The sequence below is a fragment of the Pseudomonas sp. W2-17 genome, from assembly GCF_041060445.1.
In the GTDB taxonomy this organism is placed as follows: Bacteria; Pseudomonadota; Gammaproteobacteria; order Pseudomonadales; family Pseudomonadaceae; genus Aquipseudomonas.
This window is the reverse complement of the sequence record NZ_JAUFNS010000013.1, coordinates 1-21,262: the sequence shown is the minus strand read 5'-3', so window position 1 is coordinate 21,262 and position 21,262 is coordinate 1. Positions and strand designations below refer to the sequence as shown.

The window sequence follows — 21,262 nt, the reverse complement described above, 5'->3', positions numbered from 1 at the left end:
GGAAGGGGATAAACGAAGCAGATGCCCAGTATCCCGCGTCGGCTGGCAGGGAAAAACCACAGCGCGGGCACGGGACTTTTGAAGGGGGATCATGAATGCCATGGAGTTTGGGGCAGCGTGTAGGTGTGATCGTTCAGTGAGATGTGATCTCCGTAGAAGCTGTCCTTAGCCAGCGCGCTGCATTGTCATGCCGAAAAACGGAGAAACTGTAGGAGTGAGCTTGCTCGCGAAGACGGTATTTCAGCCAAAGAAGATTTAGCGGATGTACTGGCCTCTTCGCGAGCAAGCTCACTCCTACAAGGTCCCTTGCCAGACCAAGATTTTGCGCGTGCCGCAGATCTGCTGTGGGGGCAAGCCAAATCCCGAACACCTTCAAACATGCCCATCGCGTTTAACGAAATGCTTGTGCATGTCCGCCGTCAGCGCTTCCACCCGCTCGGTCAGCACTTTGGTCATTTCGGTGAGTCGGGTGTTTTGTTCCAGCAGTTCGAGCATCTGTGCGGTGTTTTGCGCCGCGCGGGCCATACGCTCTTCGTTGGCCGTCGCCAGCGCTTCTCGGTGCTCCGCGTCGGCATCGGCGCTGGCTTTGTCCCGGGCGGCCTGTCGAGTCTGGGCCAGCAAAATAAGCGGCGCGGCATAGGCCGACTGCAGGCTGAATGCCAGATTGAGCAGGATGAACGGGTAGAGATCGAACGACACCAGCCCGCTCAGGTTGGCGCCCACCCACAGCAACACCAGCAGCGTCTGTGCGCCGAGAAAAGTGGGCGTGCCGAAGAAGCGCGCGAACGCCTCTGCCTTGAGGGCGAAGGCATCGGTGCCAAAGGTCGGCGCCAGGTGCGCGTGGCGTTTGTGAAAACGCAGGTGATCCACCGGCGCGTCGGCGGCGGGCGTGCCCGGTTCTGCGGGCGAAGGGACAGGCGTTGCAGTGGGCATGGGGCTTTCCTGAAGACAGAAACATCTGCCCACTATAGGCCCACGCCCCCTGGCGTTGTACTGAACCTCTGCTGAACCAGCGTCTGTCCCGAGTGAGCCGCTTCAGTCCACCGGTTCGGGGTACAGCGGCTTGGAGCGCTGCATGATGCTGGCGTAGTCGTAAACGTACTGGCGGCCGGCGTGACTGGTCATGCGCAGGCGGTCGATCAGTTGTCGCTCTTTCTTGTTCAGGTATCTCAACCCGTGGTGGTCACTGGACTTGAGGCGATCACGTTCATGGGCGTCAGGGAAAGTGATGACGTTCGTCATGAAATATCTCCTTGGTTAAATCCGTGTCCCCGGCTCCGTGTTCCGGGGTTCACCCTTTGTGGTGCGACTCTGCACCTTACCCACAAAAAGTCGGACGCTACAACCCTGCAAATGATCAGTGGGTCACAGGATTTGCGTGATCTCGAACGATTGGCGGCTGCCGTTCACTACCACCTCCACCTCATCGCCATCAAGCTTGCCAAGCAGGCGCTGACCCAGTGGCGAGCGTGCCGTGATCACCGTAATCACTTGGCCGTCCACGGTGACTTTCAGCCCCGCCGCGTCTGGCCCGAGAAACAGCAGTTGCTCCGCGCCGCTGCTTGCCTGGAGGGCAATGAGGTCGCCGGTCTGGAGGCCGCGCTGGTCATCAAAAGGCTTGAGCACCAGGTTGCGGCAGAGGTTCAGCGACTGGCGGATTTCTTCCACGCGCCGCGCCTGACCCGCCGCCAGATACGACGCCTCAAGCCCCAGGGTGTCGTACTTGTTCTCAGCGATGTTCTCTTCGTGGGTCGCGGTTTCGTACGCCGTTTGCGCCGCCCGCACGGCCACATCGAGATCGACCTGCAGCTTCTCGACGATGCACTGCAGGACGGTTTGCTTGTTCACGGGCATGGCGGGCATGGCGTATTCACGGACATGGAATGGCTCGACAAAGGGGATTCAACCGCAGAACTGATAGACGCTCGCACGGCTTTTCTCGCTGGGGGCGGTCTGGTTCTGCTGCATCCAGAACTGACATTTCGGCCCATTGAAGCTGCGTTGCCGCTCGGCCTGTTCGGCTTCCTGGTTCTGCCGCGCTTCGCTGTCGCGCAGGATCTGCCGGTACTGATCGAACATCGGGTTATCACTTTCCGGCTTAGACTTGGCCGCAGGCGGGGCGGTGATCTGCGCGGCCGCATTGTTCAGCGCCTGGGTCTGCTCGGCGGGGAGCATTTTATAGATCAGCCACAGGCTCAGCAGGACGGCGAGAAAGCCCAGCCAGATACCGGCGGCAATCGACAGAATCAGCTTGAGCGGGCGCAGCGTGACGGACAGTTCGCGGTGGTTGACGTACATGACAGACTCCAGACTTGTATGCATGTGGCCAGCGGTGGCAGTGATTGTCGCACGACCGGGGCTGGTGATTCTGCGCCGCAATGAAGGACAATCGGTTTTTTTGAACATCCTCAGGGAGCCCGGATGAAAGCCTCTTGGGATATTTTCTGCAGCGTTGTCGATAATTTCGGCGACGTCGGCGTGACCTTTCGCCTGGCCCGACAACTGGTCACCGAACACGACCTGAAGGTTCGCCTCTGGATCGATGACCTGAACGCCTTCGCGCGGCTGTGCCCGGGCGCCGATCCCCTTGCTGAAGAGCAAATGCGCGATGGCGTGACCGTCTGTCACTGGCCGAAGGAATGGCCCAACACGTGGCAACCGGCCGCGCTGCCGGACGTCGTGGTCGAAGCCTTCGCCTGTCGCCTGCCGCCGGACTACATCGAGGCCATGCTCGGGCGGGAGAAGCGGCCGCTGTGGTTCAACCTCGAATACCTCAGCGCCGAGGAATGGGTCTCCGGTTGCCATGGCCTGCCTTCGATCCAGTCCTCGGGCCTGCGCAAGTATTTCTTCTTCCCCGGCTTCACCGAAAAAACCGGCGGGTTGTTGCGTGAAGCAGGCTTGATCGAAAAACGTCAGGCATTTCAGGCGGATCCTGCCGTGCGGCAGTCCTTTCTCCAGCGCCTGAACATCGCGCCCCACGCCGATGCGCGGCTGATGTCGCTGTTTGCCTACGAACACGCCGGCCTCGGCAGTTGGCTGGATTGCCTGGCCCGGGCTGATCGCACGACCCATTTGCTGGTGCCTGAAGGCCGTATTCTGGGCGACGTTCAGCGTTGGTTGGGCGTGGAAGAATTGAAGGCGGGCGCCGTGCAGGTGCGCGATGGCCTGACGATTCAGGTGCTGCCGTTTGTGCGCCAGGAAGACTATGACCAGCTGTTGTGGTGCTGCGAATTCAATGTGGTGCGCGGCGAAGATTCATTCGTCCGCGCGCAATGGGCGGGGCGGCCGCTGATCTGGCACATCTATGAGCAGGACGACGACGCCCACTGGGCCAAACTCGATGCGTTTCTGGAGTTGTATCTGGCGGGATTGTCGGAGGAGGCGCAGCAGGCGCTGACCGAGGTCTGGCGCAGCTGGAATGGCGGAACAGACATGACTCAGGGCTGGAAGGCGCTGGAACAACACGCCGACGAACTGGCCGCCCATGCCCAGCGCTGGTGTCTGGAACAGGCCTTGCAGGACGATCTGACGACTGCGCTGGTAAGGTTTTACCAAAGTTGGATATGATACGCGGCCTTGTATTAAGCCCTGTACGAAAAGTGGCTTTTCGTACAGGGCTTAGAAAGATCTTTCATCCAAATTCGGATACTCGTAATGAAAACTGGTAAAGAGCTTAAACCCGGTACCGTGATCAAGCTGGAAAACGATCCTTGGCTGGTTCAGAAAGCTGAATTCACCAAGTCGGGCCGTAACAGCGCGATCATGAAGACCAAGCTGAAGAACCTGCTGACCGGCTACAAGACCGAAATCGTCTACAGCGCCGATGACAAGCTGGAAGACGTGATCCTGGACCGTAAAGAAGCCACGCTGTCTTTCATCAGCGGCGACACTTACACGTTCATGGACACCACCGACTACACCATGTACGAGCTGAACGCTGAAGACATCGAAGCCGTTCTGCCATTCGTTGAAGAAGGCATGACCGACGTCTGCGAAGCGATCTTCTTCGAAGACCGTCTGGTTTCCGTAGAGCTGCCTACCACCATCGTGCGCACCGTCGACTACACCGAAGGTTCGGCTCGTGGCGACACGTCGGGCAAGGTCATGAAGCCGGCCAAACTGGCCAACGGCACCGAGCTGCAGGTGGCTGACTTCATCGAAATCGGTGACAAGATCGAAATCGACACCCGCGAAGGCGGTTCCTACAAAGGCCGTGCCAAATAAGCACAGTTTTTGTAATGCCGGTGATGTGATGCCGGAAATGAAAAAGCCCGACCATCGAGTCGGGCTTTTTTGTGGGGGTTTTTGCGGGGCTGGGTGCGTCACGCGGGGCTGAGCGAGCGGTTATTACGGGGATTCATCTTCGACTGGGCCTACCAGGAATCGTATGGGATGCCGAATTTGTCGATGTAGGCCTGCGATGCCTCATTGGGTGGGCGATAGTAAAGGCCGTTTGAATGGCCTTCATGAGGACCTTTCTCGACTATGCGACCTTGTACGCGGCTGACTTCAATCGCATCAATGCAAACTCCCATGAGCCAGGTTTTGACAACACCACCGGGAGCGAGTCCCACCACCAGATTCTTTCGGTAGTCATTGATCCATACGTTGCTTGAATCGCAATAGGTTTTCCCGCCTTCAAGCATGGATCGCTGAATTTGCTTCGGGATATCAATGTAAACCTCGTAGGTTTGTGGCTCGGCCAAAGACTGCCAGCGTACGTAGATCAGCCGGGGAACATCTGCTCGCCAGACGTGCTTGCCTTTTCCGTCGCCCAGTTGTTCAGGCCAGCCTTTTGGATTCCCCCGGAGCTTGGGTGGGGTCTGAATCCCCGCCACTCCGCTCATGGCCCGTTTGAATAACCGCCCTTTGACATCGACTACATCGGCTGTCTCAATCCAGACTTCCATGTAGCTGGGAGCAAAGAAGCCCAGTCGCCATGCGTCGTAAGGCAGCTCCACGCCGTAGTCATTAGCGCTACTGCATCCGCTCAGGATCAGGCCCAGTGCGCATCCGAATAGGACGCTGATGTTGTTTGATCGGCCTTTACCAAGAGTCATAAGGGATGCCGAACTTGTCGATGTATGCTTGCGACGCCTCATTGGGAGGGCGATAGTAAAGGCCGTTTGAATGGCCTTCATGAGGACCTTTTTCGACTATACGACCTTGCACGCGGCTGACTTCAATCGCGTCGATACAAACTCCCATGAGCCAGGTTTTGACAACACCACCGGGAGCGAGTCCCACCACCAGATTCTTTCGGTAGTCATCGATCCATACGTTGCTTGAATCGCAATAGGTTTTCCCGCCTTCAAGCATGGATTGCTGAATTCGTTCCGGAATATCAATGTAGGCGTCATAGGTTTGGGGTTCTGCTAACGATTGCCAGCGTACATAGATCAGCCGAGGGACATCTGCACGCCAAACATGTTTTCCTGCTCCATCCCCGGGGTTTTTGGGCCATCCTCTCGGGGTTCCCTTAAGGTTGGGCGGAGTCTGAACTGCCGCCACGCCACTCATTGCACGTCTAAATAATCGGCCTTTCACATCGACGACGTTTGCTGTCTCAATCCAGACTTCCATGTAGTTGGGAGCCAGAAAGCCCAATCGCCATGCGTCGTACGGTAGCTCTACGCCATAGTCATTAGCGCTACTGCATCCGCTCAAGATCAAACCCAATACACATCCAATCAGCGAATTGAACTTACCGATTGCCATGAACAATCCGCTGATGGTTATTGGTTGGCCGGTTGATGAACATGGGCCCGACGCTCGTTCTATTCCTGTCTTTCACTGCGTTCCAACTGGCTGAAAGATGGATGTACCGTAGTAACAACAAGGCCTCTTCAGCGGTGTTCAAATCAAGCGTTGCTCTCCTACCAGTTGCATAATCCAGGATCTTCGCTGAAATAGTGGCGAGATCAGTGGGCAAGGACAGGCGCTGGTCGCGGTCGTTTATCACATCGAGCGGGGCGCCGTGCTGTACTGCTAGCTCACGCATAACCCGCAAATAAATCTTCGACAAGTCTCCCTCCACTTCACGATCAAGTGTGGTGAGGACGTAAACCTGCTTGTGAAGGGGAATTTGATTTTCCTGCGTGCGCTCATCGTCTTCGGAGCGGCAATGTATATCCACCTCAAGACCTTGATCTATTAAGCGCCTGACCAAAGGACCGACGCTTTGAATGGATTGCGAAAACGCAAGCGACTGTTCGTTAGCCGTGCTCTTTCGTTCCTGGCTACTGGCCGGTTTCGCAACCAGCAGCCGTTCACGCATACGAGGTCGGTAGCCTCCACCAATGTCTGAGTGCGAGCCGGGCAGAACGATATCGTTGTCGGTGCGAATCAGGGCGAAATTCAAGCGATGCTCATCCCGCGCTACCAAATGCACCACTTTGCGAGCGGCACCCGTTGGAAGTCCCAGGTTGAGTCCCCCGTTGCGATCATTGCCGGGGCTGAAATCCAGCATTAACGGCGTGACGATAGCTGGCACGGTGTCAAAAAGACCAATGAAGTTCAGATGGAGATCATCCTGGACTCGCCAACCGAATCCTTCAACGAACATTGATTTATCGGTAGGCAATGCTTTTGCAAGCAGGCTGTCGACGCCTTTTCGTATGTCATTGGCGAAATGACGAGCCGCGGCGGCTCCACGACTGAAACCGAATATATCGATCTCAAGACGGCGAATAGTTACTTCAGGATTGTTGCGGTTAAATCTCAGCAAGCGCTCCACGATCAATGCCGAACTCTGCTCAACCCGCGCAACGACCCCGTTTTTCCCTATTCCAGTCGCCTGCCCCCACAGGTCATCCTCGCCACCGCTAACAGTCCCAATGCCTTCCAGATAAACCTTTAGTGCGGCTTCTTCAGCATCCGGCTCGATCGAGACGTCAGAATGGTCCCTATACAAATCATAAAGCCGCGCCACATTCGAGGTTTCATTCCCAAAGCTGTTGTCCGGCGCACTCCCGTCAATCCCATAGCCAAACTCGGCACAGAACTTCTGAATCTCTTCGGCCTCATTTCCCAGCCCGACATCCTGCGCCATGCAACCTGCAACCGTTTCGCTGTTGGCCTGGTTGTTACCGGTGCCATCAAAGAACACGCCAAGGCGCAAGGTGATAAGTTGCTTTTGCTCGACTTCTTCCTCTTCTTCTTCTTCGAGGTCCTGCTCCCTCTGCGCGTCGGCAGTACGGCGTGCACTGAGTGGCATGGACTTAGCTGCAACGGCAGCACCTTGCCTGTCACCAGCGGCGGAAGAAGGTTTGGCCGCTAGTGCCGCCGCACTTTCCTCGCTCTCGTAGATTGCACAGAACAGCGATGCCTCCAACCGGGCTCTACAGGGGCAACCGCTGACACTGTCCAGGGTGCCGGCCAGGCGAATGCCGTCACTGGTCCTGTGGGAAATTCCGCCTCTGATCCGATAGGTTTTACCGTCCACACCACACTTCACCGCGTCGCCCTCTCGCGACTGTTCAATGCCGTGCAACACCATGCGGGAGGTTGCTTGCGTAACGAATCCGCCACAGCTGGTCTTGTCGTACAGTCGAATGTAATAACCGATAGCCATCGATGCTCGTTCCCTGTTCAGGTGTCGCGTCCACGCGAAAGAGTGGAGATGTGAGAGATCCACGCGAAAGCCTGATGGGCAGGTCGCGCAATGGAAGCAAGTGGGGTGTTATTCGGCGTTCGCGCTGCCAGCGGCGGGCAGAAAGTCGTCAGCCAACGGGACGCCCTGACGGGCTACGAACAATACGTGGGGCTGTGGCGTGTTGATGATGTCGTCGCCATTGCACAAGCGGCTTCCCACCAGTGCAATGTGGCTATTGCTGTGCCCTGCGCCTGTGATGATGTGGGCCGTGGAACCATCGGGATAACGAACGCAGTCTCCCTTATGCGCTACGCGCACTTGCTCGCCGTTCTCCAGGGTGCACGTGATAGTCGACTGCGTTTCTTGAACAATGCCGCCGTTGCGGGTCTGGCTGCCTTCAGTGGCAAGCCGGTAGATGCCGATGGGCGGATGGGCCAGGCAATAGGCTTCGTTTTTGCGAATGACCGCCGCAGCTTTTTCGTGAAATCCAGCTATTTGCTCAGATGTGAAGGTGGGCGTGTCGAGCGACTGAAGAAAGTCGCCGGTCACTTCATTGGTGTACATAGGAGCGAGTGAGGTATTCATGCTCAGGTCCTGAGTCGTGATCATTCTGAGAGGGCCGTATCAATCAATGCGGGGTGATTGAGCGGGTCGGGCAGAAATGATGATCAGGATCAAAGCCGGAAACCGAAGCGCCTAGCCTGCGATGACGTAGGACGGAAATGAAAAACGCGTCGTCCTTTTCTTGCAGAAAGTGTCTATTCGTACTCAGCAAAAAGCCCCTGACTCTGGCGAGTTCAGGGGCTTCAGTTTGCTGGTGGGCGCCGGGTTGACGCCGGCTTACGCTTTTACTTCAGATGAACCTTCAGCTCTTGCGAGGCCTGCAGCAGCGCCGAGCGCACTTCCGGCACCTGGCTGACCACGTTCAGCAAGCCGTAGTCGTGAATCATGCCGTTGTAGCGAACCGCGGTGACCGGCACACCGGCCTGGTCCAGCTTGCGAGCGTAGGCTTCACCTTCGTCGCGCAGCACGTCAGCACCCGCCGTTTGCACCAGGGCAGGCGGCAGACCTTTCAACTGATCGGTCGTGGCCCGCAGCGGTGAGGCATAGATCTCGGCGCGCTGTTTCGGATCGGTGGTGTAGTTGTCCCAGAACCACTTCATCATGTTGCGGGTGAGGAAGTGACCCTCGGCAAACTGATCGTACGAACCGGTATCGAAGTTGGCATCAGTCACCGGCCACAACAGCACCTGGTAACGGATGGCCGGGGTGCCTTTGTCTTTGGCCATCAGGCTGACGACCGTCGCCATGTTGCCGCCGACGCTGTTGCCCGCCACCGCCAGACGCTTGCCGTCGACGTTGATTTCCTTGCCATGCTCGGCGACCCATTTGGTCGCCGCATAGGCCTGGTTGATCGCCGTCGGGTAGTGCGCTTCAGGCGAAGGGGTGTAGTTGACGAACACCGCCACTGCGCCCGAACCCTCCACCAGATCCCGCACCAGACGTTCGTGGGTCGGGTAATCGCCGAGCACCCAGCCGCCGCCGTGGAAGTACATGAACACCGGCAAGGTGCCTTTGACGCCCGCCGGACGAACGATCGTCAGGCTGATGTTCTGGCCGTCCACCGAAATCGTCTTCTGGCTGACATCGGCCTTGGGCAGGGTCAGCTTGACCCCGGCCTGGGCACCGGTCAGCACGGCGCGGGCATCTTTGGGCGAAAGCTGTTCGATCGGCTTGCCGCTTCCCGAATTCAGCGCGTCCAGAAACGCCTGCGTGTTGTGCTCGACGCCCGTGTCGGTTGCCGCGAAAGCGTTGCCGACGGACAGTGCGAGGAGCGAGCCAGCCACAATCTTGCCAAAGGTGTTCATGTTCTTCTCCCGGTCAGACGAGGGTTGGAGGCGAGGTCTTACGCCAGGCTTTTACACAGTCACGTGCAGACGAACGTCGACGTTGCCGCGTGTGGCGTTGGAGTAAGGGCAGACCTGGTGGGCTGCATCGACCAGCGCTTGAGCTTCGGCTTGTTCGAGGCCCGGCAGGCTGATGTGCAGGTCGATGTCCAGACCGAAACCGCCGGGGATCTGGCCGATGCCGACATGGGCAGTAATCGATGCGTCAGCGGGGATGGTTTTCTTGCTCTGGCTGGCAACGAATTTCAGTGCGCCGATGAAGCAGGCCGAGTAACCGGCAGCGAACAGTTGCTCAGGGTTGGTGGCTTCGCCGCCTGCGCCGCCCAGTTCTTTAGGCGTGGCCAGTTTGACGTCGAGGATTTTGTTGTCGGAAACAGCGCGGCCATCACGGCCACCGGTTGCGGTTGCGACTGCGGTGTAGAGAGCTTGCATGGTAATTCCTCACGTGCTGATGGTTCTGGATTCGAGCTTTAGCTTGGCGCTAAATGTTTGTGCGCTAAGCAAGTGAGGGAGAATGTACTGCGCTAATGTTTAGCGCGCAAGATAAATTTCTAAGATTTTTTCAGAGGGCCCGATTGCGCGGTTGATCAGATGCTTTCGTGGAGATTTCCACGCAGCGCGAGCAGATCTTTCTGCAGGGCCTTGAGCTGCTCAAGACTGATGCCGCTGGCGGCCAGAATGCATTGCGGAACGCTTTGCGCCTTTGCGTGCAGCGCCTTGCCTGGCTCGGTCAGGGTCAGCAGCACAACGCGTTCATCTTCCTTGCTGCGGGTCCGGCGGATCAGGCCTTCGACTTCCAGACGTTTGAGCAGCGGCGTCAGCGAGCCGGGGTCAGTCAGCAGGCGAGTGCTGACTTCTCCTACGGTCAGGCCGTCGCGCTCCCACAGCACCAGCATCGCCAGGTATTGCGGGTAAGTCAGCTTCAGCTCCTGCAGCAACGGCTTGTAGACCTTGGTCATCATCAGCGAAGTCGAGTACAGGGCGAAGCACAGCTGGTTATCCAGCAGCAATTCATCGCAACTGCCAGCGCCGGCCTTGTGGGTGGGCTCGTTGGCGTTCATGGGTGTCCCTCGCTCAGTCAGTAATGCTCGGTAATTTAGTGCCCTGATGTTTAATGCACCAGATAATTTCGGTAATCGCCCGGCGTGTGGCTCTCTATCGATCGGAGGTAAACGTCGCTGTTTGTGCGTCGGGTGGACATCCTGGATATCGCCAAAGCGGATTTCCTCGGCGGTGCTGACTGCGTAGCATGCGCGCTGAAATCGGTTCAGAGGATCGCCCGGATTGTCGATGTATTGATGTACCTGCTGCTGGGCGCCGCCATGGGCACGCTGGGCGGACTGTTCGGCATTGGCGGCGGGCTGGTGGCCATTCCGGCGTTGGGCGTGTTGTTCGGGCTCGACCAGCAACTGGCCCAGGGCACGGCGTTATTGATGGTGCTGCCCAATGTGCTGCTGGCGCTGTGGCGCTACAACCAGCGCAATCGGGTGTCGGTGCGTCATGCACTGATGCTCATCGTGCCCAGTTTCACGATGTCCTGGCTGACCTCGCTGTGGGCCGTGCGCATTGACCCGCAAAGCATGCGCTTGGGCTTCGTCGGGTTTCTCGTCGTGCTGACGCTGTTCAACCTGATCCAGATGTTCTGGCGCAAAGGCAGCGCCGGCGCCGAGCTGCGTCACACCCGATGGTTGTGGCTGCTGGGCCTCGGCTCGGGTGTCACCGCCGGGCTGTTCGGCGTCGGCGGCGGAGTGATTGCGACGCCGATTCTGACCGGCCTGTTCGGCGCGACCCAGGTGGCGGCCCAAGGCCTGGCGCTGGCACTGGCGGCGCCGAGCACCACGATCACGCTGGCGACCTACGCGTTGCACGGCCACGTCGACTGGCTGATGGGCATTCCGCTGGCCATTGGCGGGCTGGCGAGTATCAGTTGGGGCGTCGCGCTGGCCCACAGTTTGCCAGAGCGCGTGTTGCGCTCGCTGTTCTGCGGCTTTCTGGTGATCTGCGCGATCATGCTGTGCTTCAAGCTGTGATCTAGCGCGATAGTACTTGTTACAGCCTGAACCCTTCAGCAATGTGATCGGCCAGGCATTCGGTGATCGGCGATGGGTTATTGGGGTTGCGCAGCAGCACGATGCTCGCCGACGGCAACTGCGGCAGCCCGTGCTGTTCACCCAGCACTTCCAGGTCCGAGGTGATCAGGCTTTGCAACTGCGCCGTTACTGCCAGGCCGGCACTGACCACCGCCATGATCGCTGACAGGCTCGCGCTAGTGTAGGCCACTCGGAATTCACGGCCGGACGCCTGCAGCGCGTTGATTGCCCACTGGCGGCAAAAGCAATCGGTGTTGAACATCGCCAGCGGCATCGGCGTCTGCTCCTGTGGGCAAAAGCCTGCGCCGACTGCCCAGACAAACCGCTCCTGGCGCAGGATCTGGCCGATTTCCTTGCCGGGTTCACGGGTGACGATGCTCAGGTCCAGGTCCTGGCGTTGCAGCAATTGCGACGAAGACTCGCAATGCACTTCCACCTGCACCAGCGGATACGCCTGGGCAAAGCGCTGCAGAATCCCCGGCAGAAAGCGCATCACGTAATCATCCGGCGTACCGATCTTCACCGTGCCGACCATGTGCGGCTCGCGCAGGGTGTTGAACACTTCGCTGTGCAGTTTCAGGATCCGTCGCGCGTAACCCAGTAGCACCTGGCCTTCGGCCGTGAAACTGATGGTGCGGCCGTCTTTGAGAAACAACGGGCGTCGCACCACGTCCTCCTCGAGCCGTTTCATCTGCATGCTCACGGCCGACTGCGTGCGATTCACCACCTCGCCCGCCTTGGTGTAACCGCCCTCATCGGCGATCGCGACAAAGGTGCGCAGCAGCTCGCTGTCGATACTCGGGTAAGTGGTCATGCATCAATCTCCCAGATGCAGTGCATAAGAAACATTCGTTGGATTGATCTTAGGCGCGGCGAGAGAATCTGCCCATCCCCACTGGAGGGCAAGACGATGAAAGGTCAAAAAGGTTACGTACTGGTCGCAAAACCTCTGTCGCGGGAATCCGCGCCGGAACGTTGGTGGAAGTCGTTAGTGGCGCACGTCGCTCGCTGGCGCAAGCTGCATCGGCAGCGCGTCGAACTGGCCACGCTAAGCGATGACGCGCTGAAAGACCTGGGTTTGAGCCGGGCGGATGTCTACGAAGAAATGGAGCGTCCTTTCTGGGATGACCCGATGAAGCACTGACAGAGCAGCGGGGGATCGGTTAGCGTTGGGCACCGCCATGGAGGTCGCAATGCCCGCCGAACCGTCGATTTACCCGCCCCTTTCCCTCAAGCACGCGCGTCGCCTCGCGCTGGCCGCCCAAGGCTTCAACAGCCGCCAGCCGCCTGCGACGATCAAGGCAGCGCACGTCACGCAACTGGTCCAACGACTCGGGGTGCTGCAGATCGATTCGGTCAATGCGCTGGTGCGATCGCACTACTTGCCGCTGTTTTCCCGGCTCGGCCCTTATTCGCGCACATTGCTGGAGCAGGCGGCGTGGAGCCAGGGGCGGCATCGCAAGCTGTTTGAATACTGGGGCCACGAGGCGTCGTTGCTGCCGGTCGAGCTGTACCCGCTGATGCGCTGGCGGATGCAGCGCGCGTCCCAGGGCGAGGGCATTTATCAGCAACTGGCGAAGTTCGGCCGCGAGCAGCAGACCGTTATCGCCCGGGTGCTGCAGACCGTCCGCGAGCAGGGCGCGTTGGGCGCGGGGAGCATCAGCACCCGGCAGGAGCGCGCCGGACCCTGGTGGGACTGGAGCGCCGAAAAGCATGCGCTGGAATGGTTGTTTGCAGCGGGTGAGGTCACGGTCGCCGGCCGTCGCGGTTTCGAGCGGCTGTACGATCTGCCCGAGCGGGTTCTGCCGTCGGCGATCGTCAATCACCCTGATGTCAGCGAATCCGATGCCCAGCGCGGCTTGCTGCTGCATGCGGTCAAAGCGCTGGGCGTCGGTACCGAAAAGGACGTCCGCGATTATTTTCGGCAGGACCCGGCACCGGCCAAGCGCGGTTTGGCGGAACTGGTGGAGGAGGGCGCGGTTCAGCAGGTTCAGGTGCAGGGCTGGAAGCAACCGGCGTACACACTTCCGGGGCTGACCGTGCCGCGCAAGATTGCCGCCAGCGCGTTGCTGTCGCCGTTTGATTCACTGATCTGGGAGCGGGCGCGCACCGAGCGGCTGTTCGATTTCCACTACCGACTGGAGATCTACACCCCGGCGCACAAGCGGGTGTACGGCTATTACGTGCTGCCGTTTCTGCACAACGAACGCATCGCCGCGCGCATTGACCTGCGTGCTGAAAGGGCGGCGGGGCGTCTGGCAGTTCATGGGGTTCACGAAGAGCAACCCGGACTGGATGACGAAGGCATGCACGCCCTCGCATTCCACTTGCGGCAACTGGCCAACTGGCTGGAGCTGCCTGATGTGCTGATCAACTGCCAGCGCGCCAGTGCGGCGCGCTTGCGGGAGGCGTTTGTGGCCAGCGGTTTTGATCATCTGTAATGAAACGTAGGACCGGCTTTAGCCGGGAAGGGGCGGGGAGCAATGCGCGGGCGGCGTTTACTGCATCTCTTATTCGCGGTTCATTGTAGGAGTGAGCTTGCTCGCGATGCGGTCATTCAGACGCTGCAAGGGTGTCTGTTAATGCCTCATCGCGAGCAAGCTCACTCCTACAGTCGGTCCCATCACGACCTACCGACGCACCTGCTTTAACGTCTCGGCAATCAAAAACGCCAGTTCCAGCGACTGATCGGCATTCATCCGTGGATCACAGTGGGTGTGGTAACGGTCTGACAAGCCATCTTCGGTAATCGGACGGGCGCCGCCGATGCATTCGGTAACGTTCTGTCCTGTCATCTCGATGTGGATGCCACCGGCGTAGGTCCCTTCCGCCTGATGCACCTGAAAGAACTGCTTCACTTCCGCCAGGATCTGGGCGAAGTCGCGGGTCTTGTAACCGCTGCTGGCCTTGATCGTGTTGCCGTGCATCGGGTCCGAACTCCACAGCACCTTCTTGCCTTCGCGCTCGACGGCACGGATCAGCCCCGGCAAATGGTCGCCGACCTTGTTGGCACCCATGCGCGCAATCAGGTTCAGGCGGCCCGGATCGTTGTCCGGGTTGAGGATATCGATCAGGCGAATCAGGTCGTCGGTGTTCATGCTCGGGCCGACCTTGACGCCGATCGGGTTCTTCACGCCGCGCAGGAATTCCACGTGGGCGCCATCCAGTTGCCGCGTGCGGTCGCCAATCCACAGCATGTGCGCCGAGCAATCGTAGAAATCATTGGTCAGGCTGTCGCGGCGGACGAAGGCTTCCTCGAAATTCAGCAGCAACGCTTCGTGGGCGGTGAAGAAACTGGTTTCGCGCAGCTGCGGCGAGGTGTCCATGCCGCAAGCGCGCATGAACGCCAGGGTCTCGTCGATGCGATCGGCGAGTTGGCTGTATTTGTCCGACAGCGCCGAATTGGCGATGAAATCCAGGTTCCACTTGTGCACTTGATGCAGGTCGGCGAAACCGCCCTGGGCGAAAGCACGCAGCAGATTGAGGGTCGCGGTGGACTGGTGATACGCCTGCAGCAGACGATCCGGGTCGGGCACGCGGCTCTTCTCGTCGAAACCGATGCCGTTGACGATGTCGCCGCGATAGGCCGGCAGAGTGACGCCGTCTATCGTCTCGTCGTTGGAAGACCGCGGCTTGGCGAATTGCCCCGCCATGCGCCCGACCTTGACCACCGGGCAGCCGGCGGCAAAGGTCATGACGATCGCCATTTGCAGCAGCACCTTGAAGGTGTCGCGGATTTTCGCAGCGGAAAACTCAAAGAAGCTCTCGGCGCAGTCGCCACCCTGCAGCAGAAACGCCCGGCCCTCGGTCACCTCGGCAAACTGCCTGCGCAGCTCGCGCGCTTCCCCGGCAAACACCAGCGGGGGATAGCTGGCGAGGGTCTGCTCGACACGGCGAACATGGTCGGCGTCGGGGTATTGAGGTTGCTGCTGGATAGGCAGGTTGCGCCAGCTGTCGGGGCTCCAGGGTTGGCTCATGTTGAACTCGAAGTCAGTGCGATCGGGCAGGCATGTTAGCAGCTCACCCCGAGAATTTGCGTGACCTGCGTGGCGCGATTCGCCGACAATCCGCGCTTTTCCGGGTTGCCTCTTGCGTCTGTCTGCACACGAGGCGCGGCGCACGGCAACGCCAATCGCTGAGTGCGGCGAGGCCGATCCCTGCGGGCGCGATCCCGATCACTTTGACCATGGGCACGAGAACAGCAATGACCGAGGAACGCGTAGAGCACGTGTTGGCCGAAGTTCACGACGAATTCGGCAAGATCCGTGTACTTGAAGTGGCCGATTACCGCTTCCTGGAGTTCGGTGACGCCATCGAGCAAAGCTGCACGTTCACGGCCGATCCGGCCTGGCTCGAATACGACTACACCCGCGCCATGTTCATTGGCGCGCTGTGCCATCCCGCCCCGGAAAGCGCGTTGTTCATGGGGTTGGGCGCGGGCACGCTGACCCAGGCGTGTCTGAAGTTTCTGCCTCTGGACGACGTCGAAGCCATCGAACTGCGCCCCGACGTGCCGCGTCTGGCCATGGAATTCATGGGCCTGCAGGACGATCCCCGGCTGTATGTGCGCATCGGCGACGCCCTCGACCTGCTGCCGACCGCCGAGGACGCGGACCTGATCTTCGTCGACCTGTACACCGATACCGGTCCCGCCGTGGGCCATCTGGCCTGGGGGTTTCTCGAGAAATGCCAACAGCGCCTCAACCCCGGCGGCTGGCTGATCATCAATCAGTGGGCGTCGGACGATGGCAAACCTTTGGGCGCGGCGCTGCTGCGCGGTTTGTATCACCGCCATTACTGGGAGCTGCCGGTCAAGGAGGGCAACGTCATCCTTATCGTGCCTGCCGACCTGGACCAGACGCTGGACATTGACGCCCTGACCCTGCGCGCCGAAAACCTCGCGCCGCACCTGGGCTATTCGCTGTTGCCGCTGATCAATACGCTGCGGCCTGCGACCTGATCAGCAACCCCTGAACAGCGGCGGGCGTTTTTCCAGCAGCGCCTGCAGGCCTTCTTTGGCGTCCTCGCTGTCGAGCACCCGCCGGACCAGCGCCGGCAACGCCTTGGCCGCCACGCTTTCACCTTCGAGCAGCGCCTGACGTGAGGACTCCAGAGTGGTGCGAATCCCCAACGGTGCGCGGTCGGCAATGTGTTGGGCCAGGCGCAGCGCCGAGGGCAGAAGGTCCTCGGGTGCCATCACTTCCTGCACCAGGCCCATGCGGCAGGCTTCGTGGGCATCGAATTCATCGCCCGTCAAAAGCCAGCGCATGGCATTGCCCCAACCTGCGATCTGGTGCAGCCGCAGGGTTGAGCCGGCGCAGGCAAAAATGCCGCGCTGCACTTCCAGATGGGCGAAGCGGGCATTGCTCGCGCACAGGTTGATATCGGAGGCGAGCATCAGCTCGATGCCCAGCGTCAGGCACCACCCTTGGGCCGCGACGATCACCGGCTTGCTGACCCGCGGACCGATCGACAGCCCCCAGGGATCGTAACCGCCGGGCGGCAGTGTCCAGCCCTCACGCAATGCCGGGCCGGCCTCGGCCAGATCGAGCCCGCCGGTGAAATGATCGCCATGGGCAAACACCACCGCGACCCGTGCCTGATCGTTACGCTCGAACTCGCCGTAGGCCAGGCTCAACTGATTGAGCATGTCCAGGTCGAAGGCGTTGCGTTTGGCGACCCGGTCCAGACCGATGAGCATGATTGCGCCGCGCTGTTCCCGGCTGACGTGGCCTTTGATCGAAGAGGTCATGTCGCTATGTCCTGCAGATGAGGAGAAAGGAGGGTGGGGTGTCGCACTGTCTGGGTGAATCGTTTAAGCTCTGCTCGCAACCGATACCGGGCACTTGAAAAGTAGACACTGACGCAGCTTTGCGCAAAGCCTGTGACAGTTGGCCGCAAGGGGCTGTTTCGCGAAAAAAATCCTCACTTGTTTCAGCAATTCCGGTATAGTGCGCGCCGGCCTTTCATAGGGCCCTCGTCACGGTTTAGGTTCGCGAAGCCATCTTCTCGAATCGGTTCGGTCACGAATCACCCATGACGATCCATTCATCAATACGTTTTCGCAAATCCCCGCCGACAAAGCAGCCAGGGTGACTCTAGGGTCTTACACGGCACGCGCAGCTTTGAAGCATGGGTCTTTGCGGATGCACTCAGAGGCAGACCCATGACCCAGGAATCCGGCGGCTTCGCCGCTCTTAACCTTCACCCGACCATTCTTGCAGCTGTTATCGCTACCGGCTACGAAGAGCCTTCGGCCATTCAGCAGCAATCGATCCCAATTATTCTCGCTGGTCACGACATGATCGGTCAGGCGCAGACAGGTACCGGTAAAACCGCCGCCTTCGCTCTGCCAATCCTGAGCCTGATCGACCCGACGAAACGCGAGCCGCAAGCGCTGATCCTCGCGCCGACTCGTGAGCTGGCCCTGCAAGTGGCCACCGCGTTCGAAACCTACGCCAAGCAAATGCCGGGCGTGACCGTTGTGGCTGTCTACGGCGGCGCGCCGATGGGCCCGCAGCTGAAAGCCATTCGTAACGGCGCTCAAATCGTCGTCGCTACTCCGGGTCGTCTGTGCGACCACCTGCGTCGTGACGAGAAAGTCCTGGCGACCGTGAACCACCTGGTTCTCGACGAAGCCGACGAAATGCTCAAGCTGGGCTTTATGGATGACCTCGAAGTCATCTTCAAGGCCATGCCTGAAACGCGTCAGACCGTGCTGTTCTCGGCGACCCTGCCGCAGTCGATCCGCGCGATCGCAGAGCGTCACCTGAAAGACCCGAAACACGTCAAGATCCAGAGCAAGACCCAAACCGTTACCGCGATCGAGCAGGCTCACCTGCTGGTTCACGCTGACCAGAAGACCTCTGCCGTACTGAGCCTGCTGGAAGTCGAAGATTTCGACGCCCTGATCATGTTCGTGCGCACCAAGCAGGCCACTCTGGATCTGGCCAGCGCCCTTGAAGCCAAAGGCTACAAGGCTGCTGCGCTGAACGGCGACATCGCCCAGAACCAGCGTGAGCGCGTCATCGACTCCCTCAAGGATGGCCGTCTGGACATCGTTGTTGCGACCGACGTTGCTGCTCGTGGTCTTGACGTTCCGCGTATCACCCACGTGTTCAACGTTGATATGCCGTACGACCCGGAAGCCTACGTTCACCGTATCGGCCGTACTGGTCGTGCCGGTCGCGAAGGTCGCGCGCTGTTGCTGGTAACGCCGCGTGAGCGTCGCATGCTGCAAGTGATCGAGCGCATGACTGGTCAGAAAATCGCCGAAGTCCGCCTGCCGGACTCCCAGGCCGTTCTCGATGCCCGCATCAAGAAACTGACCAACAGCCTGTCGCCGCTGGTTGCTGATGCCGAAGCAAGCCATGGCGAACTGCTGGACCGCCTGACTGCCGACATCGGTTGCACTCCGCGTGCCTTGGCCGCTGCTCTGCTGCGCAAGGCCACCAATGGTCAGGCGCTGACCCTGAGCGCGATCGAAAAAGAACGTCCACTGGTGCCGAACAACGCGCCACGTGGTGATCGTCCTGAGCGTCCAGCAGGCGACCGTCCTGATCGTGGCGATCGCGAACGTCGTGCCCCGGTGCCGTTGGCCGAAGGCCGTGCTCGCTGCCGTACCGCGCTGGGTGCCCGCGACGGCATCGCTGCGAAAAACCTGCTGGGCGCCATCCTCAACGAAGGCGGTCTGGCTCGCGAAGCAATCGGTCGCATCCAGGTGCGTGACAGCTTCAGCCTCGTCGAGCTGCCGGAAGACGGCCTCGAGCGTCTGCTGGCCAAGCTGAAAGACACCCGCGTTGCCGGTAAGCAGCTGAAGCTGCGTCGCTATCGCGAGGACTGATCTGCTCTTGAGCTGATCGTCCGAATAAAAATCCCCGACTGGTTCGGGGATTTTTTTTGTGTGAGATTTGGCGATTTGCTGGGCTTGAGTGGAGACTCACTTTGAGCCACGGTGATGACGCCTACGCGACGACGCCTATGAATAATGCCAGATGCGAGGGGAGGGGCTGTCCAAGCAGTAACGAGAGCTCTGCAACTTGCTTACTCTTAAGAGGCCATTCGGCTGCAGCCATGGCATTAAGACTTTCGTGGCCGAGAACGCTGACTATCTGATCAGTCAGCGCTCTGTCCACTGCCAGCTCGTATTTCAAAGAATCGTCCGGATCATCATTCGGCAGAAAACCATTAATCTCTAGGTACATGGAGGTAGCTCCTATTTTTCTACTTTGCGGCCGGGCTGTGCTGGTTTGGTTTGCTCGCCAGTGACGGCGTCGAACTCACCCAGGTGCTTACCTTGTTTATCGTAAATCTCAACCGCTCCATGTTGGCTGTCCCATTCCAATATACGGGCCTTGCCATCCTTCCAGCGTTTGCGAAGACCACCTCCACCTTGGACCTTTGTTTTACCGGTCACTTTCACTGCATCTGGGAAGGCTTCAAGTCCAGCGGGTGGCGGATGATACCCATGATCCCCATTAAACGGCCGCGCATACACCACATACATCGACCTCAGCCCCGAATCAGCGGGGAAGACGAGGATGCAGTCTTCTGCGGTGATGTCGTCGCCGGGGAGGCCTTCGAGCTGGCTGTCGGCGTCGTCCGGGATCGGGTGGACGAGAATGGTGCCTAAGCGCGCGTCGCTGTTTTCAGGATAAACCAGCGGTTCCAGCGTCCCGTATCGACCTCGGCGCGGCGTCATGAGAATGGTGACGCCGTTGAGATGGGCTTCCATCGCGCTTTTGTCGGCATTCCAGCGGGCTTGCACGGTGCGGACCGAATCGTCGCCTGATGCCTTGGAATGGATGCCGTAAATCTGCAATTCGCCTTCGGCATCCAGGCGCAGCTGGAAACGCACCCGTGTTGTTGCCTGAGTCAGGTTGCGCAATTCGTCATCGGTGTAGAGCGTGCCGTCGCCCATCTTCGCCGGGAGCATGCCCACAATGAAGAGACTCGCCGGTCCGCCGGCTCCGCGAAGCAGCCAAGTGTGGCTGCGCTGCATGATGCCGCCACCGGCCATTCGGCCTAATCCCATGTCTGCGCCGAGTGCGGCGGCAATGGCGTCGGAGGCAGAGGGCAGCAGCATGGCGCCCGCCATCATGATCGCGCCGAAGTTGGAGACGGGTTCTACTGTGGTTCCGGCGGCAGTGCTGCACCATTCCCCGGTACAGGATTTAGCGAATACCTTGTCGGTACGCGCCTTCGGCTCGGGCCAGCGCTCAGGCATTGGAGTGGGCACCCGCACGGGTTCGGGAGGCGGGTTCCACGCTGCCCACGACGCGCCTCCGTTGGGAAGCGTAGTGCCTTTGAAGATCGAGTTAGCCCAAAAGGGATCTTCTTTATCGTCCTTGAACATGACCTTCCTGATGCCCGCCAATTTAAGGCGGCGCAGGATGCAGGCGGTCCGACGAGTGGTCAACGATGGGGCGGTTACGGGATGTTGCCGTGCGGACAGGCTTATGATGTCAGTGGGACCGGCTTCAGCCGGGAAAGCGTCAGGTGCAACACCGCAAAACTGATGGCGCCCACGCTGGCCTCTTCCCGGCTAAAGCCGGTCCTACACAGACCGTGTGAAAACGAAATAACCAGCAGCTAATCAAAAAATGCCCCGATCAACTCGGGGTATTCTTTATTTATGCAAAGAGAAAAAAAGCCCTCCTCAGGCCAGTAAC

The 21,262-nt window shown here is 59.6% G+C and carries 23 protein-coding genes; 7 read left to right on the top strand and 16 right to left on the bottom strand.

Annotation, left to right across the window (positions count from 1 at the left end):
* Positions 1 to 372 precede the first annotated feature (372 nt).
* The 4 genes from QWI20_RS16985 to QWI20_RS16970 form a co-directional block, all read right to left on the bottom strand.
* Positions 373 to 933, bottom strand: coding sequence for a DUF1003 domain-containing protein (locus QWI20_RS16985; protein ID WP_369306437.1), 561 nt, complete (start codon positions 931 to 933; stop codon positions 373 to 375).
* A 102-nt stretch (positions 934 to 1,035) separates the two neighbouring features.
* The gene (locus QWI20_RS16980) at positions 1,036 to 1,242 is read right to left on the bottom strand and encodes a hypothetical protein (RefSeq protein ID WP_065993044.1); all 207 of its coding nucleotides are present in this window, start codon (positions 1,240 to 1,242) and stop codon (positions 1,036 to 1,038) included.
* Positions 1,243 to 1,365: 123 nt separating this feature from the next.
* A complete protein-coding gene (locus tag QWI20_RS16975; protein WP_369306550.1) occupies positions 1,366 to 1,848 on the bottom strand; it encodes a transcription elongation factor GreAB in 483 nt (160 codons plus the stop codon).
* A gap of 54 nt (positions 1,849 to 1,902) precedes the next feature.
* Entirely contained in the window at positions 1,903 to 2,298 is a 396-nt protein-coding gene (locus QWI20_RS16970; protein ID WP_369306436.1) for a hypothetical protein, read from the bottom strand.
* A 123-nt stretch (positions 2,299 to 2,421) separates the two neighbouring features.
* Between QWI20_RS16970 and earP the strand changes: the two genes are divergently transcribed.
* Together earP and QWI20_RS16960 are read left to right on the top strand one after the other, a co-directional pair.
* Positions 2,422 to 3,567 (top strand): elongation factor P maturation arginine rhamnosyltransferase EarP, encoded by a 1,146-nt coding sequence (gene earP / locus QWI20_RS16965; RefSeq protein WP_369306435.1) that lies wholly within the window; start codon positions 2,422 to 2,424, stop codon positions 3,565 to 3,567.
* Between the two features lie 87 nt (positions 3,568 to 3,654).
* Positions 3,655 to 4,224 (top strand): elongation factor P, encoded by a 570-nt coding sequence (locus tag QWI20_RS16960; RefSeq protein ID WP_037011849.1) that lies wholly within the window; start codon positions 3,655 to 3,657, stop codon positions 4,222 to 4,224.
* Between the two features lie 149 nt (positions 4,225 to 4,373).
* Here QWI20_RS16960 and QWI20_RS16955 read toward each other — a convergent pair whose 3' ends face one another.
* From QWI20_RS16955 to QWI20_RS16925, 7 genes are all read right to left on the bottom strand, one after another.
* On the bottom strand, positions 4,374 to 5,060 hold the full coding sequence (locus QWI20_RS16955; RefSeq protein ID WP_369306434.1) for a DUF2931 family protein: 687 nt from the start codon (positions 5,058 to 5,060) through the stop codon (positions 4,374 to 4,376).
* Positions 5,047 to 5,718 carry a DUF2931 family protein gene (locus QWI20_RS16950; protein ID WP_369306433.1) on the bottom strand — a complete coding sequence of 224 codons (672 nt, stop codon included), beginning with the start codon at positions 5,716 to 5,718 and terminating at the stop codon, positions 5,047 to 5,049. Before QWI20_RS16950 ends, QWI20_RS16955 begins: the two co-directional genes overlap by 14 nt.
* Positions 5,705 to 7,573 carry a PAAR domain-containing protein gene (locus QWI20_RS16945; protein WP_369306432.1) on the bottom strand — a complete coding sequence of 623 codons (1,869 nt, stop codon included), beginning with the start codon at positions 7,571 to 7,573 and terminating at the stop codon, positions 5,705 to 5,707. Before QWI20_RS16945 ends, QWI20_RS16950 begins: the two co-directional genes overlap by 14 nt.
* 108 nt (positions 7,574 to 7,681) lie before the next feature.
* Entirely contained in the window at positions 7,682 to 8,179 is a 498-nt protein-coding gene (locus QWI20_RS16940) for a hypothetical protein (RefSeq protein ID WP_369306431.1), read from the bottom strand.
* Positions 8,180 to 8,442: 263 nt separating this feature from the next.
* Positions 8,443 to 9,462, bottom strand: coding sequence for an alpha/beta hydrolase (locus QWI20_RS16935; protein ID WP_369306430.1), 1,020 nt, complete (start codon positions 9,460 to 9,462; stop codon positions 8,443 to 8,445).
* Positions 9,463 to 9,513: 51 nt separating this feature from the next.
* Positions 9,514 to 9,933: an organic hydroperoxide resistance protein gene (locus QWI20_RS16930; protein WP_369306429.1), complete on the bottom strand. Its 420-nt coding sequence runs from the start codon at positions 9,931 to 9,933 to the stop codon at positions 9,514 to 9,516.
* 155 nt (positions 9,934 to 10,088) lie between these two features.
* Positions 10,089 to 10,562 (bottom strand): MarR family winged helix-turn-helix transcriptional regulator, encoded by a 474-nt coding sequence (locus QWI20_RS16925; protein ID WP_369306428.1) that lies wholly within the window; start codon positions 10,560 to 10,562, stop codon positions 10,089 to 10,091.
* 222 nt (positions 10,563 to 10,784) lie between these two features.
* Here QWI20_RS16925 and QWI20_RS16920 point away from each other — a divergent pair, with 222 nt between their 5' ends.
* Complete coding sequence (locus tag QWI20_RS16920) at positions 10,785 to 11,531, top strand: sulfite exporter TauE/SafE family protein (protein ID WP_369306549.1); 747 nt, start codon at positions 10,785 to 10,787, stop codon at positions 11,529 to 11,531.
* Between the two features lie 19 nt (positions 11,532 to 11,550).
* On the opposite strand, the gene QWI20_RS16915 is transcribed toward QWI20_RS16920, so the two are convergent.
* A complete protein-coding gene (locus tag QWI20_RS16915; RefSeq protein WP_065993052.1) occupies positions 11,551 to 12,405 on the bottom strand; it encodes a LysR substrate-binding domain-containing protein in 855 nt (284 codons plus the stop codon).
* 96 nt (positions 12,406 to 12,501) lie between these two features.
* Here QWI20_RS16915 and QWI20_RS16910 point away from each other — a divergent pair, with 96 nt between their 5' ends.
* The gene (locus QWI20_RS16910; protein ID WP_369306427.1) at positions 12,502 to 12,735 is read left to right on the top strand and encodes a DUF1127 domain-containing protein; all 234 of its coding nucleotides are present in this window, start codon (positions 12,502 to 12,504) and stop codon (positions 12,733 to 12,735) included.
* Positions 12,736 to 12,784: 49 nt separating this feature from the next.
* Positions 12,785 to 14,032 (top strand): winged helix-turn-helix domain-containing protein, encoded by a 1,248-nt coding sequence (locus QWI20_RS16905; protein WP_369306426.1) that lies wholly within the window; start codon positions 12,785 to 12,787, stop codon positions 14,030 to 14,032.
* Between the two features lie 189 nt (positions 14,033 to 14,221).
* Here QWI20_RS16905 and QWI20_RS16900 read toward each other — a convergent pair whose 3' ends face one another.
* Complete coding sequence (locus QWI20_RS16900) at positions 14,222 to 15,568, bottom strand: class II 3-deoxy-7-phosphoheptulonate synthase (protein ID WP_369306425.1); 1,347 nt, start codon at positions 15,566 to 15,568, stop codon at positions 14,222 to 14,224.
* Positions 15,569 to 15,795: 227 nt separating this feature from the next.
* Here QWI20_RS16900 and QWI20_RS16895 point away from each other — a divergent pair, with 227 nt between their 5' ends.
* Positions 15,796 to 16,551, top strand: coding sequence for a spermidine synthase (locus QWI20_RS16895; RefSeq protein ID WP_369306424.1), 756 nt, complete (start codon positions 15,796 to 15,798; stop codon positions 16,549 to 16,551).
* On the opposite strand, the gene QWI20_RS16890 is transcribed toward QWI20_RS16895, so the two are convergent.
* The gene (locus QWI20_RS16890) at positions 16,552 to 17,343 is read right to left on the bottom strand and encodes a crotonase/enoyl-CoA hydratase family protein (protein WP_369306423.1); all 792 of its coding nucleotides are present in this window, start codon (positions 17,341 to 17,343) and stop codon (positions 16,552 to 16,554) included. It lies immediately after the preceding gene.
* 414 nt (positions 17,344 to 17,757) lie between these two features.
* Between QWI20_RS16890 and QWI20_RS16885 the strand changes: the two genes are divergently transcribed.
* Entirely contained in the window at positions 17,758 to 19,434 is a 1,677-nt protein-coding gene (locus QWI20_RS16885) for a DEAD/DEAH box helicase (RefSeq protein WP_192172776.1), read from the top strand.
* A gap of 121 nt (positions 19,435 to 19,555) precedes the next feature.
* On the opposite strand, the gene QWI20_RS16880 is transcribed toward QWI20_RS16885, so the two are convergent.
* Both QWI20_RS16880 and QWI20_RS16875 read right to left on the bottom strand, forming a co-directional pair.
* Positions 19,556 to 19,795 carry a pyocin S6 family toxin immunity protein gene (locus tag QWI20_RS16880; RefSeq protein WP_369306422.1) on the bottom strand — a complete coding sequence of 80 codons (240 nt, stop codon included), beginning with the start codon at positions 19,793 to 19,795 and terminating at the stop codon, positions 19,556 to 19,558.
* A gap of 11 nt (positions 19,796 to 19,806) precedes the next feature.
* Positions 19,807 to 20,946, bottom strand: coding sequence for a colicin E3/pyocin S6 family cytotoxin (locus QWI20_RS16875; RefSeq protein WP_369306421.1), 1,140 nt, complete (start codon positions 20,944 to 20,946; stop codon positions 19,807 to 19,809).
* Between the last annotated feature and the right edge of the window lie 316 nt (positions 20,947 to 21,262).